This is a genomic window from Corynebacterium pygosceleis, assembly GCF_016595275.2.
GTDB lineage: Bacteria > Actinomycetota > Actinomycetes > Mycobacteriales > Mycobacteriaceae > Corynebacterium > Corynebacterium pygosceleis.
This window is the reverse complement of sequence record NZ_JAENIQ020000001.1, coordinates 207,726-222,061: the sequence shown is the minus strand read 5'-3', so window position 1 is coordinate 222,061 and position 14,336 is coordinate 207,726. Positions and strand designations below refer to the sequence as shown.

General features: G+C 66.8%; 13 protein-coding genes. 10 read left to right on the top strand and 3 right to left on the bottom strand.

What is annotated here, in order from left to right; translation table 11 throughout:
- Nucleotides 1-103: 103 nt before the first annotated feature.
- Nucleotides 104-997 carry a MetQ/NlpA family ABC transporter substrate-binding protein gene (locus JIM94_RS00880; RefSeq protein ID WP_200253727.1) on the bottom strand — a complete coding sequence of 298 codons (894 nt, stop codon included), beginning with the start codon at nucleotides 995-997 and terminating at the stop codon, nucleotides 104-106.
- 262 nt (nucleotides 998-1,259) lie between these two features.
- Here JIM94_RS00880 and JIM94_RS00875 point away from each other — a divergent pair, with 262 nt between their 5' ends.
- The 8 genes from JIM94_RS00875 to JIM94_RS00840 all read left to right on the top strand — a co-directional run bounded on the left by JIM94_RS00875 (nucleotide 1,260) and on the right by JIM94_RS00840 (nucleotide 11,371).
- The gene (locus tag JIM94_RS00875) at nucleotides 1,260-4,445 is read left to right on the top strand and encodes an error-prone DNA polymerase (RefSeq protein ID WP_234039690.1); all 3,186 of its coding nucleotides are present in this window, start codon (nucleotides 1,260-1,262) and stop codon (nucleotides 4,443-4,445) included.
- A gap of 39 nt (nucleotides 4,446-4,484) precedes the next feature.
- Nucleotides 4,485-4,961 (top strand): PH domain-containing protein, encoded by a 477-nt coding sequence (locus tag JIM94_RS00870; protein ID WP_200253725.1) that lies wholly within the window; start codon nucleotides 4,485-4,487, stop codon nucleotides 4,959-4,961.
- On the top strand, nucleotides 4,958-6,442 hold the full coding sequence (locus tag JIM94_RS00865) for a PH domain-containing protein (protein ID WP_248085857.1): 1,485 nt from the start codon (nucleotides 4,958-4,960) through the stop codon (nucleotides 6,440-6,442). Before JIM94_RS00870 ends, JIM94_RS00865 begins: the two co-directional genes overlap by 4 nt.
- Nucleotides 6,443-6,682: 240 nt before the next feature.
- On the top strand, nucleotides 6,683-7,885 hold the full coding sequence (locus JIM94_RS00860; RefSeq protein ID WP_200253717.1) for a metal ABC transporter substrate-binding protein: 1,203 nt from the start codon (nucleotides 6,683-6,685) through the stop codon (nucleotides 7,883-7,885).
- Nucleotides 7,886-8,032: 147 nt separating this feature from the next.
- Complete coding sequence (locus tag JIM94_RS00855; RefSeq protein WP_200253715.1) at nucleotides 8,033-8,809, top strand: metal ABC transporter ATP-binding protein; 777 nt, start codon at nucleotides 8,033-8,035, stop codon at nucleotides 8,807-8,809.
- A gap of 49 nt (nucleotides 8,810-8,858) precedes the next feature.
- Complete coding sequence (locus JIM94_RS00850; protein WP_200253970.1) at nucleotides 8,859-9,770, top strand: metal ABC transporter permease; 912 nt, start codon at nucleotides 8,859-8,861, stop codon at nucleotides 9,768-9,770.
- A complete protein-coding gene (locus JIM94_RS00845; protein WP_200253713.1) occupies nucleotides 9,767-10,642 on the top strand; it encodes a metal ABC transporter permease in 876 nt (291 codons plus the stop codon). The genes JIM94_RS00850 and JIM94_RS00845 overlap by 4 nt, the downstream gene beginning before the upstream one ends.
- Before the next feature lie 24 nt (nucleotides 10,643-10,666).
- Complete coding sequence (locus tag JIM94_RS00840; protein ID WP_200253711.1) at nucleotides 10,667-11,371, top strand: metal-dependent transcriptional regulator; 705 nt, start codon at nucleotides 10,667-10,669, stop codon at nucleotides 11,369-11,371.
- Between the two features lie 13 nt (nucleotides 11,372-11,384).
- On the opposite strand, the gene JIM94_RS00835 is transcribed toward JIM94_RS00840, so the two are convergent.
- Complete coding sequence (locus tag JIM94_RS00835; protein ID WP_200253709.1) at nucleotides 11,385-11,882, bottom strand: tRNA (cytidine(34)-2'-O)-methyltransferase; 498 nt, start codon at nucleotides 11,880-11,882, stop codon at nucleotides 11,385-11,387.
- A gap of 88 nt (nucleotides 11,883-11,970) precedes the next feature.
- Between JIM94_RS00835 and JIM94_RS00830 the strand changes: the two genes are divergently transcribed.
- Together JIM94_RS00830 and JIM94_RS00825 are read left to right on the top strand one after the other, a co-directional pair.
- On the top strand, nucleotides 11,971-12,828 hold the full coding sequence (locus JIM94_RS00830) for a bifunctional methylenetetrahydrofolate dehydrogenase/methenyltetrahydrofolate cyclohydrolase (RefSeq protein ID WP_200253706.1): 858 nt from the start codon (nucleotides 11,971-11,973) through the stop codon (nucleotides 12,826-12,828).
- A 14-nt stretch (nucleotides 12,829-12,842) separates the two neighbouring features.
- Nucleotides 12,843-13,175 (top strand): DUF3017 domain-containing protein, encoded by a 333-nt coding sequence (locus tag JIM94_RS00825; protein WP_200253704.1) that lies wholly within the window; start codon nucleotides 12,843-12,845, stop codon nucleotides 13,173-13,175.
- Here the strand turns inward: JIM94_RS00825 and metX are convergent.
- Nucleotides 13,172-14,311 (bottom strand): homoserine O-acetyltransferase MetX, encoded by a 1,140-nt coding sequence (gene metX, locus JIM94_RS00820; protein WP_200253702.1) that lies wholly within the window; start codon nucleotides 14,309-14,311, stop codon nucleotides 13,172-13,174. The genes JIM94_RS00825 and metX overlap by 4 nt on opposite strands.
- Nucleotides 14,312-14,336: the final 25 nt, after the last annotated feature.

Below are 14,336 nucleotides of genomic sequence, written 5' to 3'. Positions count from 1 at the left end.
GGGATCGTCCCGGCGTGCCACCGGCCCCGGCGGTGGTTCCGCCGGGGCCGGGGCGCATGGTCACTGCCAACTGTTGAAGCTGTGACCTGCTGAAAAGAACTTCTTACTGGTTCTTCAGCTTGTCCTCGAGACGCTTGAGGATCTCCTGGAGATCAGCTGCGGAACGCTTGACGGGGACGGAGGTTCCCTTGGATTCCTCGGCGACGGCGTCGGTGACGGCGTCACCCTGCCAGATCTCGACGAGCTCCTGGATGTTCTCGTTGTCGGCGTCCTCGGCGCGGACGACGAAGGCGTTGATGTAGGGCTCCGCCTCCTCGGAAGAGGGGTCATCGGCGAAGACGGAGGACTTCGGGTCGATGTTCGCGCGATCCAGGAAGGTGTTGTTGATCACGGCGGGCTTGCCCTCGTGGAAGACCGTGGTCGTCTGCGGTGCGGCGACCGGGGTGACGGAGACCTTGGACTTCTCGGTGTCGATGTCCGCGGGGGTCGGCGTGATGAGGCCGTCCTCCTTCAGGGTGATGAGCCCCGCCTGCACCAGCACGTTGATGGCACGGCCCTGGTTGGAGGAGTCGTTCGGGATGGCGACCGATTCTCCCTCGATGCCGTCGATGGAGTCGTGGTCCTTCCAGAACAGTGCCAGCGGGACGATCTCGGTGGAACCGACGGGGGTGAGGTCGTCACCGGTACCGACGTTGTACTCGGAGAGGAACTTCAGGTGCTGGAAGAGGTTGGCGTCGATCTGTCCCTCGGACAGTGCCTTGTTCGGGGTGTTGTAGTCCGAGTAGTTGACGACCTCGAGGTCGATTCCGGCCTTGTTCGCCTCTTCCTCGAACACCTCCCAGGCCTTGCCGCCGGCATCGGTGGTGCCGATGGTGACCTTCGTGCTCTCTTCACCGGCGGCACCGGTGGAGTCGGCGGAGTCACTGCCGCAGGCGACGAGTGACCCTGCGGTGAAGAGGCCGGCGGCGGCGATGGCGGAGAAACGGCGGAGGTTCATGGGTTCAGGCTTTCTGTCGGGGTCTGACTGTCATCTGTTCATCTGTTCCACCTGGTTACGGCAGAGGAACGGATGATGCGCGGATTCACCCGATGGAGGGCTAGACAAAGCGTTCTGTCGTTCCGCTCGTATCACCGTAGCAGTGAGTCCCGTTCGTGTACAGCTCGGTCTAGTGCGGGTCTTCCGGAGGTCCTGTCGGACGTGTCCGCCGGACCGTCGTACGGGGTGTCTCCCACGGCACCTTTTCGCTACTGTGTTCTACATGGAGTGGAGTGGCGGGGAGGTCGGCTTCAACGGTCTTCCGATGGACTGGCGCACCCTGGAGAAGGTGCTCTCCGGTGGTGTCGCGGGCGGGGTGGTGGATGCGTCGGATGGACGTGAAACGGGGGATGACGGTGAAAAGGTCCGGGAGTTCGGTTCCGGGCCGTCGCGGTCCCATCCGTTCGCCGAACTGCGTGCCCGGAGTTCCTACAGTTTCCTCTCCGGGGCGTCTGACCCCGGGCGGCTCGTCGAACGTGCACTCGAACTGGGTCTCGTCGCGCTGGGGGTGACCGACAGGGACGGCTTCTACGCCGTGGTCCGTTTCGCGGAGGCTGCCGCGGGGACCGGGCTGGCCACCGTCTTCGGTGCGGAACTCACGCTCGGGGACGGGGAGATCCTCTGCGTGCTCTGCCGTGGTGCGGACGGCTACCGCAGACTCAGCCACACCATCACCGACGCGCACATGGCGGCGGGGTCCGGGGGTGCGCCCGTCTATCCGCCACTTCCCCTTCTCGGCGAACACGCTGCCGGTACCTGGCAGATCCTCGCCGACATCACCTGGATCGACCGGCTGGGGGAACTGGTCGACGCCTTCGGCCCCGGACAGGTAGCGGTACAACTGTCCTGGACCATGAGCCCCGGGGACGTGGACGCCAACGAACGCCTGTCCTCGGCGGCGGAACAACTCGGTCTGCGGACGGTCGTCAGCACCATGCCCCTGGCCGCGACCCGTCACGATGCACATGTGGCGGGGGCGAAGCACGCACTCAGGCTGCGGTCCGCCCTGGCGGACACGGAACCCGTTCTCCACCCGTTGGGTGGAACCTGGCTCCGGGGTGCCGCCGACATCGAACGTGCGCTGCCCGGCAGCGGGCAACTCCGCAGGACCACGGTGGAGGTCGCCACCGAATGCGCCTTCACCCTCGATCTCCTGGCCCCGGAGCTTCCCCGCCGCGACGCGCCCGACGGACACACCGAGATGAGCTGGTTGAGGGATCTGACGCTCCGCCGCGCCCGGAAACGGTACGCGGGCAGGCCCCGGGAGCTCAGGCCCGTCGTCCGTGCCCAGCTGGAACACGAACTCGGCGTCATCGAGCACCTGAACTTCCCCGGCTACTTCCTCATCATCTGTGACCTGGTGGACTTCTGCCGGGACCGGGGCATCCTCTGTCAGGGACGTGGCTCCGCCGCGAACTCCGCCGTCTGTTTCGCACTCGGCATCACCAATGTCGAACCCGTCGGTGCCGGGCTTCTCTTCGAACGCTTCCTCTCCCCGGAACGGGACGGTCCACCGGACATCGACCTCGACATCGAGTCCACGCGCCGTGAGGAGGTCATCCAGTACGTCTACACCCGCTACGGAAGGGACAACGCCGCGCAGGTCGCGAACGTCATCACCTACCGTCGGCGCAGTGCCCTGCGGGACGCCGGACGTGCCCTGGGCCATCCGCAGGGGGCCTGCGACGCCTGGGCGAAGGGGACGGCGGAACCGCCCGCTGACGTCCTCGCACTCGCCGAACGGTTCACCGGACAACCCCGGCACCTCGGGATCCACTCCGGGGGAATGGTCATCTGCGACCGGCCTCTCGCCGATGTCGTCCCGGTCGAATGGGCCCGCAAGGAGAACCGGAGCGTCGTGCAGTGGGACAAGGACGACTGTGCCGCAGCGGGCCTGGTGAAGTTCGATCTCCTCGGGCTGGGGATGCTGGAGGCGCTGCACCACATGATCGACCTCGTCGCCGAGCACCGTGGTGAAACCGTCAATCTCTGGGAACTCGATCCCGATGATCCCGAGGTGTACGCCATGCTCGCGCGTGCCGACGCCGTCGGGGTGTTCCAGGTCGAGTCCCGGGCCCAGATGTCGACCCTCCCCCGGCTGAAACCCCGGGAGTTCTTCGATCTCGTCGTCGAGGTCGCGCTCATCCGGCCCGGCCCCATCCAGGGCGGCAGTGTGCACCCCTACATCCGGAGGCGCAACGGTGAGGAACCGGTCACCTACGACCACCCCTGTCTGGAACCCGCACTGGCCAAGACCCTCGGGGTGCCGTTGTTCCAGGAACAGCTCATGCAGATGGCCCGCGACGCCGCCGGATTCACCGGTGCCGAGGCTGACGCCCTGAGGCGCGCCATGGGGTCCAGACGCTCCCCGGAACGCATGGCCCGCATCCGCGACCGGTTCTTCACCGGGCTCGAGGAGAAGAACGGCATCACCGGGGATGTCGCGGAGAACCTGTGGAACAAGATGGTCGCCTTCTCCGCCTACGGCTTCCCCGAGTCCCACTCCCAGTCGTTCGCGTCCCTGGTCTACTTCTCCGCCTGGTTCAAGTACCACTATCCGGCGGAGTTCTGCACCGGGCTCCTTCGCGCGCAGCCGATGGGCTTCTATTCGCCGCAGTCCCTCATCGCCGACGCCCGCCGCCACGGTGTCCCCGTCGACCCGGTCTCCGTCAACGACTCGGGCATCACCGCGGACTGTCCCGGCGGCCGGATCCGGCTCGGTCTCGACCTCGTGCGGGGCGTGGGGGAGGGGGCGGTGCGGCGGATCCTCGCGGCGCGGACCACCGGTGGGCCGTTCACCGGGATCGTGGATCTCGCCAGGCGTGCGGACCTCAGTGTCCCCCAGACCGAGGCGCTGGCCAGGGCCGGGGCGACGGACTGTCTCGGGGTGGACCGCCGCAGGGCGCGCTGGGAAGCCGGCGTCGCCGCGACGGAGAAGGAGGGGATGCTGCCCGGGATCTCCGGGGTCACGGCTCCCGCGCTGCCCGGGATGACCACTTTTGAGTTGCTGGCCACCGACATCTCCGCGACCGGTGTCACCCACGACAGGCAACCGGTCGCACTGCTGCGTTCCGTACTCGATGCCCGGGGGATCATCCCCGCCGACCGTCTGCCCGGCCAACGGGACGGGACCCGGATCCGGGTCGCGGGCATCATCACCCACCGGCAGCGCCCCCGGACCGCCGGCGGCGTGACCTTCCTCGGGATGGAGGACGAGACCGGGTTGATGAACGTCATCGTCCCGCCCGGACTCTGGTCCCGGCAGCGGGTGCTCGCCCGGACCGCCCATGCCCTGATCGTCCGGGGGATCGTCCAGAACGCCTCCGGTGCGGTCGCCGTCCTGGCGGACCTGCTCGAACCGTTCCCCGTCGCGGAAGCGTTCTCCACCGGGTCCAGGGATTTCCGGTGACCCACGCGCCCCGGTCGCCGGTTTCGGCATAGTGGAACCATGACCCAGTTCACTGACTCGACCCCACTGACCCCGGTGTCCCCCGACCTCGCGAAAGCCAGGCTGATCGTCGTCCTGCCGGTGCCGGTGGTCCTCGCACTGGGCTGCGCGGTGGCGGCCTGGTGGTGGACCCCCTGGTTCTGGATCGGTGCGGCACTCATGCTCCTCACCACGTTTTACCTCGCGTGGTTGATTCCCGCGCAGGTCCGCCACCTGGGGTGGGCGGAGACCGGGGATGAACTGCTCATCACCAGGGGGCGTCTCTGGTACACGTTCACCGTCGTCCCCTACGGCCGTGTGCAGTTCGTCGACCTCACCTCCGGTCCGGTGCAGCGCCATTTCGGGCTCAGGACACTCACACTGCACACCGCCTCGTCGACCTCCGACAGTGAGATACCGGGACTGGACGCGGACACGGCCGAAGCCCTGCGCGACCGCCTCGCCGTCAAGGCGAGGGAGAGGATGAGTGGCCTGTGAGCGGCGGCGCGGAAAATGATGTCCGGGACACCGTCGGCCCCGCCGGGCCCGACGGTGACTACCGGCGTGTGCACCGGATCAGCCCTCTGCTTCATTTCTGGACGGTCCTGCTGGCTCTCGTCGCCGTGGCCGTCGGAAACATGTGGGGGGAGGCGCTCGGTGCGGCACGGGGACTCGTCGCCGGGGAGATCCACCTCGATGCCGGCCCCCTGCTGATCGGGGTCGGTGGTTTCATCGTGGTGTGCACGCTGATCTGGTTGATCTCCGGTGTCTGGTGGCGGGCCGCCGGCTACCGGCTCACCGCGGAGGAGGTCGTCCACCGGCAGGGGGTGCTGGGTGTGCGGGTGCGTACCGCCCGTTACGACCGTATCCAGGCGGTGGACATCGTGGAGTCCGTGATCGCCCGGATCTTCGGACTCGCGGAGGTCCGCATTGAGACCGCCGGGGGAGATGACTCCGCTATCGGTATCTCCTACCTGATCAGGGGGGACGCCGGGCGGCTCCGGGCGGAGATACTCGACCTGACGGGGGAGCGGAACCGTGTGCCCGGTGCGCCGGCCGGGGTGTCGGGTGGAGGTGCGCCGGACGCGGGATCCGACCCGGAGGTGTCCGGAGGGGAGGTCGTCGTGACCCCGGTCCCGGTCGCCCGGTCACTCACCGCGGCTCTTCTCTCCGGCTGGTTGCTGCTGCTCGTACCGGCCCTCGCGGCCGTCCTCATCAGGCCGGAGGCACTGGGCATGCTGTGGCCGCTGTTCATCGGCGTGGTCCCCGCCACGTGGAACATCATCGACAACTCCTGGCGGTTCACCGTACGTCGGGACGGCGGGAAACTGGACATGGCCTACGGTCTCGCGGACCGCCGCAGACAGACCCTGAAACTGTCCCGGGTCCACTCCGTGGAGATCCGTCAGCGGTTGCTCTGGAGGATCACGGGATGGTGGTCGGTACGTGTCTGCGTGGCCGGCTACGGGGATGCCGCGGACGGAGGGACGACGATCCTCCCGGTGGGGACCCGTGAAGAGGCGGTCCGTGTCGCGGCGCTGCTCAGCCCGCTGACCGCCCCGGAGATCGAGGGGGTCGCGCGTCCGGAGGGCTGGACGGAGCCGAGGCTGCGGAGTCCGCGCCGGGCACGGTGGCTCTCACCCCTCGCCTGGCGTCAGCAGTCGGTGACGTTCGCGGGTGGACCTGACGACGGTGGTGGTGGGTTGCCGGAGGTGATCATCCTGCACGGTGGCCGGTTCACACGTCGGATGTCGATGGTCGCACTGCCGCACATCCAGGAGATCTCCCTGTCCACGGGAGTCGTCGGGCGGGCCCTGGACCTCGGTTCGGTGCAGCTGCATCTGGTGGATGGGCCGGTTCGGATGGTGGCCGCCGAACTCGGGACCGGGGACGCCGTGGAACTGCTGGAACTGCTGCGGCGCAGGCGGTTGCCTGCGCTGGTCCCGGTCGATGAGGCGGAGGCGGGCACCCCTGAATGAGGGGGTGGGGCCGCTGTGGAGGTGAGGTGAGGCTGTGCGTGTGCGCAGGGCCGATAATGGGATCCATGTCCAATCCACTCCTCTGCTCCACAATTAAGTTCAACGGGTTGAAGATTCAGGTTTGTGGCTCCGTCTGATCTGGGTATGGTTACCGTGTACTTACTGGCGGGCAGTGATGTCCCGGACCTTGCATGGCCGGTGGACGTCGGCCCGGAAACTGCTGAAAAGAGACTGCGAACCATGAAGATCGGAAAAGCTGCGGCACTCGCCGCCTGCACCGCCGCCTCGCTCGTCCTGACCGCGTGCGGCTCGGATTCCGGATCCGGGGATTCCGGTTCCGGCGACGTCGAGAAGGTCTCCGGTGAGTCCGTGAAGGTCGTCGCCACCACCACCCAGATCTGCGACTACGTCACCCAGATCGCCACCGATGAGTCGGATGACGCGGAACTCTCCTTCAACAAGACCGGTTCCGACGGAAACACCACCCACTTCGGAGCTGACCCCGACAAGGCCAAGTCGGAGCTGGATCTCACCTGCATCCTGGCGCCCAACGCCTCGGCGCACGACCATGAGATGACCCCGCAGCAGATGAAGGCCATGACCGAGGCGAACCTCCTCATGGTCAACGGCGTCGACCTCGAGCACTTCCTCGACAACGCCGTCACCTCCTCCGGCTTCGGCGGAACCCTCGTCGTCACCAGCGGTTTCCTCACCTCCGACGAGAAGTCCGATGAGAAGGCGGTTCTCGAGGCCGAGAAGAACCTCCCGTACAAGGTCTACCGGGGTGTGGAACAGGTCGACATCAACGAATGGCCGTTCGCCACCGCCGCCGGCGAGGAGCCCGAGTTCATCTTCGATCCCCATGTCTGGACGTCCCCGCACAACGCGATGGTCCAGGTGAAGAACATCGGCGCAGCCCTGGAGGAGGCGTCCCCCGAGAACGCCGACCTGTTCAAGGAGCACGTCAGCCGCTTCGAGGAGGAACTCGACGAGCTGGACAAGTGGGCCGCCGAGTCCTTCGCCTCCGTCCCGGACGGGGACCGCGTCCTGTTCACGTCGCATGACGCCTTCGGCTACCTGTCGAAGGAGTTCGACATCAACTTCATCGGCACCGCGTTGACCGACTTCAACGACCAGGCCGACGCCACCGCCGAGCACATCGCCTCCGAAGCGGACAAGGTCCGTGAGTCCGGGGCCAAGGCGCTGTTCGCGGAGAACTCCAACAACTCCAAGTCGATCGAGGCCATCGCGAGCGCGGCTGGAGTGAAGGCCGTCATCGGTGATGACGCACTCTACGGTGACTCGCTCGGCCCGGTCGGTACCGACGGTGAGACCTACATCGGGGCGATCATGCACAACGTCACCAATCTCGTCCGTGCCTGGGGTGGCACCGTGGCACCCGTCCCGGAGATTCTCGAGCCGTACACCCCGAAGGACCTCTAGGTCAGGGTCCCCACCCACGCTGAAGCGAGTCTGCCGCGTCCCGGTCGCCGGGATGCGGCTCTCGTGCGTTCCGGACCTTAACCGGAGTCACTTTCACCAATAACAAACACCGGTTTCATCAAAGGTTTCATCAAAGGGAGAAGATCAATGGCCACAACACAGTCCACCCCGGCGCTGCGCTACGTTGACGCGAGTTTCAGCTACGGCGGCTCCCCGACACTGACCGGGGTCACCGGGGAAGTCCGGCGGGGGGAGGCCCTCGCACTCATCGGTCCCAATGGCGCCGGAAAAACCACCTTGCTCCGCGGCATCCTCGGTACGGTCCGGGTCTCGGGGACGATGGAGATCCTCGGGCGTGGGGACGGAAAGGTGCCCAAGGGGGCCATCGGTTACGTCCCCCAGGTCGCGGACCTCGACATCACGTTCCCGGTCACCGTCCGGCAGGTCGTCATGATGGGGCTCTACGCGGAACTCGGTTGGCTGCGTCGCCCCGGTACCGCACACCGTCAGCGTGTCGACGCCGCGCTTGAGCGTGTCGGCATGTCCGAACGCGCGAACCTGCGGTTCGGCCAGCTCTCCGGTGGGCAACGCCAGCGTGTCCTGCTCGCCCGTTCCATCGTGGCCTCCCCGGAGATGATCCTCCTCGACGAGCCCTTCAACGGACTCGACGAACCCAACCGTGAGGCACTGCTCGAGATCATCCACTCGGTGAAACGGGAGGGCGTGGCCGTCGTAGTCTCCACACACGACCTCAAGCTCGCCTACGAGTGCTGCGAGGATGTCGCGCTGCTCGCGGGACGACAGATCGCCTTCGGCCCCATCGACGGTGTCCTGACGCCGGACAACCTGGAGAAGGCCTACGGCAGTCGCAGCACCGATCAGCTCGTCGGATCGGGGCTCGGGGAGGAACTCCATGTGGGATAGCGTCATCACCGGTGTCACCGACGCCGTCGAATCCCTCCGGATCACGGTCATGGATGTACCGGGTCTGCAGACGGTCGCCGCCGCACCCTATCTCTTCCGCCCGTTCCTCATGCTCATGTTCCTGGGGATCGTCGCCGGTCTCGTCGGTGTCATCATCAATCTGCGGTGCCTGGAGTTCAACGCCGAGGCCATGGTGCACTCCGTCTTCCCGGGGATCGTCGCCGGTGCCGTCTACGGGGGCCTCGACATGATCATCCCCGGAGCGGCCGTCTGCGCCGTCTTCATCGTCATCGCGCTCACGGCCGTCGGAAGGCGCAGCACGAAGGTCTCCGAATCCGGGACCGCCGTCGTGCTCACCTCCTTCTTTTCCGCGGGTATCGTGCTCTCCCTGTACAAGGGGGACCGGTCCGGTCAGCTCGAGGCGCTGATGTTCGGACGCCTCCTCGAGGTCACCCCGGAGCGGTTCGTCGAATCCGTCGTGGTCTGTCTCATCGCGCTCACCATCATCACCGTGTCCTGGAAGGAGCAGATCTTCACGGCCTTCGACCGGGACGGAGCCCGGGCGGCGGGCATCTCCGGTTTCGCCGTGGATCTCATGGTCAACGGTGCCATCGCCGCCGTCGTCGTGTCCTCCGCTTCCGCTGTCGGTGTCCTCCTGGTCATCGGTTATCTCGTGGTCCCCGGCGCGACGGCCAGACTCCTGGTCGACCGGGTCTCACTGATGATCCCGGTCGCGATCGCGGTCGGTGTCATCGGTGGATACGCGGGCATGATCATCATGACCCTGGACACCCCGCACCCCGTCTCGCCCCAGGCCTCGGTCGCACTGTCCGTGATCGCCCTGTTCTTCCTGGCTCTGCCCGTGCGCTGGCTGCGGACGAGGTTCTCCTCCGGCCGGGCCACCGACGCGGGGGGGACCACGACACCATCCACCACCATCCCCGTCGGAGGTGCGGCATGAGTTTCTTCGACTCCACCCTGTGGACGATCCTCCAGCTACCCATCCTGGAGATCGTCATCGTCGGCGTCCTCGCCGGCCTGGTCGGGGTTCTCGCGGTTCTCCACCAGCGTGTGTTCTTCGTCGAATCCGTGGCCCACGGAACCTTTCCCGGGGCCATCCTCGGCGTCGTGCTCGGAAAGGGACTCTCCGACGGATGGAACCTGGACAATGACACCCGGCACGCGGTGCTCTCCCTCTTCCTCTTCGCCGGTGCACTGCTGGCGTGTGTGCCCCTGTCCTGGCTCATGCACCGGCTGACACGCATCGCGGGGCAGTCCTCCCAGGCGTCGGCGGGCATCGTGCTCACCCTCGGTTTCGCACTCGGCTACTTCCTCAGCAAGTGGTTCCAGCCGTTGCCGTTGAAGATCGAGTCCTTCCTCACCGGATCGGTGCTCAGCGTCAACCGGACGGATGTCCTCGCCGCCGCCGCCGTCCTCGTGATCACCCTCGTGGTTCTCCTGACGTTCGGGAGACAGTTGATCTTCTACGCCTTCGACGGCGGTGGGTACCGGGCCGCAGGGCACAGTGCCACGGTCGCGGAGGGTGTCATCCTCGGCCTGATCTGCGCCGCCATCGTGGTGGTGATTCCCGCGGTGGGGACGATCCTCTCCATCGCACTCGTCGCCGCCCCGGCGGCCGGTCTGCAGCCACTGGTGAAATCGACCCTGGGCCTTTTCATCGCCGCGCCCGTCGCCGGTGTCGCCATCGGTGCGGTGGGACTCGCCCTCGCGGTGAAAGCCGATCTGTCCGCAGGTGGCATGATCGCCCTGACCGCAGGTGTCTTCTACGTCGGGTGTCTCGTCGTCGGTCGTCTTCTGGCCGGTCGTGGATAGGCTGGACCCCGGAAAGGATGAACAGTGTCGGAAACCAATCTCTCGGACCTGCCGGACAGGTCGCAGGACTACCTCAAGGTCATCTGGGACATCTGCGAGCGCACCGGTGAACCGGCCGCGCTGAAGGACGTGGCCGCACAGACCGGGCAGAAGACCTCGACGGCCTCCGAGGCCGTCCGGCGGCTCACCGACCGTGGTCTGGTCAGTCATCGCCCGTACGCGGGGATGACGCTGACGGGGGAGGGGACCCGTCTCGCTCTCGGCATGATGCGCAGGCACCGTCTCCTCGAGATGTTCCTCTGCACCACGCTCGGATACACCTGGGATGAGGTCCACGAGGAAGCTGATGTGCTGGAACACTCCGTCTCGGACAAACTCATCGAGCGTATCGACGCCCATCTCGGGCATCCGGTGCGGGACCCCCACGGTGATCCGATCCCGGACGTCGACGGTGAGATGGTGGGGCACGTCTCGGAATCCCTGTCCGGGGTCGAGGAAGGGGGGAGCGTCACCGTGGACCGGGTCAGTGACCGGGATCCGGAGCTGCTCCGGTACCTCGCTGACCACGGTATCCGTCCGGGGGCCGGGCTCACCGTTCTTCCCGCACCGTTCCCGGGGATGTCCGTGGTCCGGGTGGACAGGCCGTCAGGTCCGCGCGGGAGCGACGCACCGGTGGATGTCCCGATGACGGCGGCCGGTATCGCCGCCATCCACGTCACCCGGGACTGAGCGGGACAGGTGTCTACACCGCCCCCGGGTAACCCAGTTGGCGCCACGCCTCGTAGGCGGCGACCGCCGCACAGTTCGACAGGTTCATCGAACGGCGACCGGGGAGCATCGGGACACGCACCCGCCCCGTGATCCTCGGATCGGACAGTGCCCGACCGTCCAGTCCGGTGGGTTCCGTCCCGAACAGCAGGACATCACCCGGGCGGTAGCTGATGTCCCCGTGCCAGCGTGTCGCCGAGGTGGTGAAGGCGAAGACCCGCGCGCCGGGAAGCGCGGCGAACGCTGCGGCGAGATTCTCGTGGACGCTCACCCGGGCCAGGTCGTGGTAGTCGAGTCCGGCGCGGCGGAGGTTCTTCTCCTCGAGGTTGAATCCCAGTGGTCCGGCCAGGTGGAGGTGCGCGCCGGTTCCCGCGCACATCCGGATGGCGTTCCCCGTGTTCGGCGGGATGCACGGGCGGTCGAAGATGATGTGCAGGGTTGCGGTGTCTCCGGGGTCACTGGCCTCACTCATGGGTTCAGATCCTAGTGCGCTCCCTGCTTTCTCCCGGATCCGCACCGGAACCTGCGGTGGTCGTCGGGTACGTGGAATAATGGTTCGCGTGACTGCACAGAAACTTGACGGCAAGCTCTACCGCGACGAGATCTTCGAGGACCTGAAGAGGAGGGTGGACCGGCTCGCCGAGCGTGGCGTGGTTCCCGGGCTCGCCACCGTTCTGGTCGGGGATGACCCCGCGAGCCACAGTTACGTCAAGATGAAGCACCGTGACTGTGAACAGATCGGCGTGAACTCGATCCGCAGGGATCTTCCCGCTGACGTGAGTCAGGAGGAACTCAACGCGGTCATCGACGAACTCAACGCCGACGACGCCTGCACCGGGTACATCGTCCAGCTGCCGCTGCCGGGGCACCTCGACGAGAACGCGGTGCTCGAGCGCATCGATCCGGCGAAGGACGCCGACGGCCTGCATCCCGTCAATCTGGGCAAACTCGTTCTCAACGAGCCCGCGCCGTTGCCCTGTACCCCGAATGGTGCGATTCATCTGCTCCGTCGTTTCGGCGTCGAACTCGACGGGGCGAAGGTCGTCGTCATCGGCCGTGGTGTGACCGTCGGTCGGCCCATCGGGCTGATGCTCACCCGGCGCAGCGAGAACGCGACCACGACCCTGTGCCACACCGGGACGAGGGACCTGGCCGCCGAGACCCGCGCCGCGGACGTCATCGTCGCCGCTGCGGGTGTGCCGCACATGCTCACCCCGGACATGGTCAAACCGGGGGCCGCGATCCTCGATGTCGGTGTGTCCCGCAGGGACGGCAAACTCGTCGGAGACGTCCATCCCGATGTGTGGGATGTGGCGGGGGCCGTGTCCCCGAATCCCGGGGGTGTCGGGCCACTCACCAGGGCGTTCCTCGTGCGCAATGTCGTGGAACGCGCGGAACTCCTCTCCGGAGTGGAGTGACCGGGAAACGGTCGATGCGTTCCTCCTATGTACCGGGCATCGACAATCCGCATGACGTCGACCTGTCGCCGTCCGTGGTGCCCCGGTTCATCCAGCGGGTGTTCCTGGCTCTCCTCGTCGTCGCGTTCCTGGTCGCGGTCGGATTCGCCCTGACCGAACACTGGCGGCGCGCGACGTTCCTTCTCGGTGGTGCGCTGGTGTGGCTCAGTGTCATCCGGGTCACCTGCGATTCCCGGGAACTCGGGGTGCTCGCGGTCCGCTCCCGCAGGTTCGACGCCCTGTTCACGTTGCTGATCGGTGGTGTCATGGCCTTTCTCGCCGTGTCCGTCGATCCGCTCGGAAGTTAGCCGGAGGTTTCCCCGTCCGCGTCCGCCGCGAGCAGGAGGAAACGGCGCAGCACCCGCGCGACCTGCCTTGTCTCGGTGAGAAAGGCGTCATGGCCGACGGGGGACACGATCTTCGCCATTCCGAGCAGCTCACCGACGTTGCGGGAGATGTGTTCCTGCTGGTGGTACGGATACAGGATGTCGGTGTCCACGCCGGTCACCAGGGTCGGGACCCTGATTTCCGACAGGGCCCTGTTCAACCCGCCCCGGCCGCGACCGATGTCGTGCCGGTTCAGGGCCTCGGTCAGGGTGACGTACGATCCCGCGTCGAATCTCTCCACGAGTTTCTCCGCCTGGTGGTCGAGGTAGCTCTGTACCGCGAAACGCTGTTCCGGATCGCGGTACTCGCCGAGGGGATTCTCGCCTTTCTGCGCATCGGTGCCGAAACGCTCGTCGAGCTCCTGTTCACCCCGGTACGTCAGATGTGCTATCCGTCGGGCCGCGGCCAGCCCCTCGTGGGGGTATCCGTCGGATGAATGATAGTCACCGTTCAGCCATTCCGGATCATTCGTTATGGCCGATATCTGCGCCGATTGGATGCCTATCTGCCAGGCGCTGGCCCGTGCCGAGACCGCCAGGACCGCTGCGGACCGGACCCGCTCCGGATGCATCAGTGTCCATTCGAGGGTGCGGGCGCCGCCCATGGAACCGCCGATGACGGCGGCGACGCTGCCGATCCCCAGGACGTCGAGGAGCTGACGCTCCGCCGTGACGAGATCCCGGATCGACAGGGCGGGGAAACGGGAACCCCAGGGGCGCCCGTCGGGGTGCGGGGAGGCGGGTCCGGTGGAGCCGGAGCAACCTCCGAGGGCGTTGGTGCACATCACGCAGAACCGGTTGGTGTCCAGTGACAGGCCGGGGCCGATGAGCCCTTTCCACCAGGTCACGGCATCGGAATCGCCCGTGAGTGCATGTTCGACGAGGATGATGTTCGTCGACCCGTCGGAGGCGATCCTGAGCTCCCCCCACCGTTGGACGGCGATGGCCGCGTCGAGGACGACCCCTCCCGCTTCGGTGTGGACGTCTCCCACGGGATAGATGGCCGGCCGCCCCTCCTCCGGGAAGGGGGCCGGCTGCCCGGAATGCTGGTTCTTCATGGCGTCTCCGTTGATAGGTGCACTG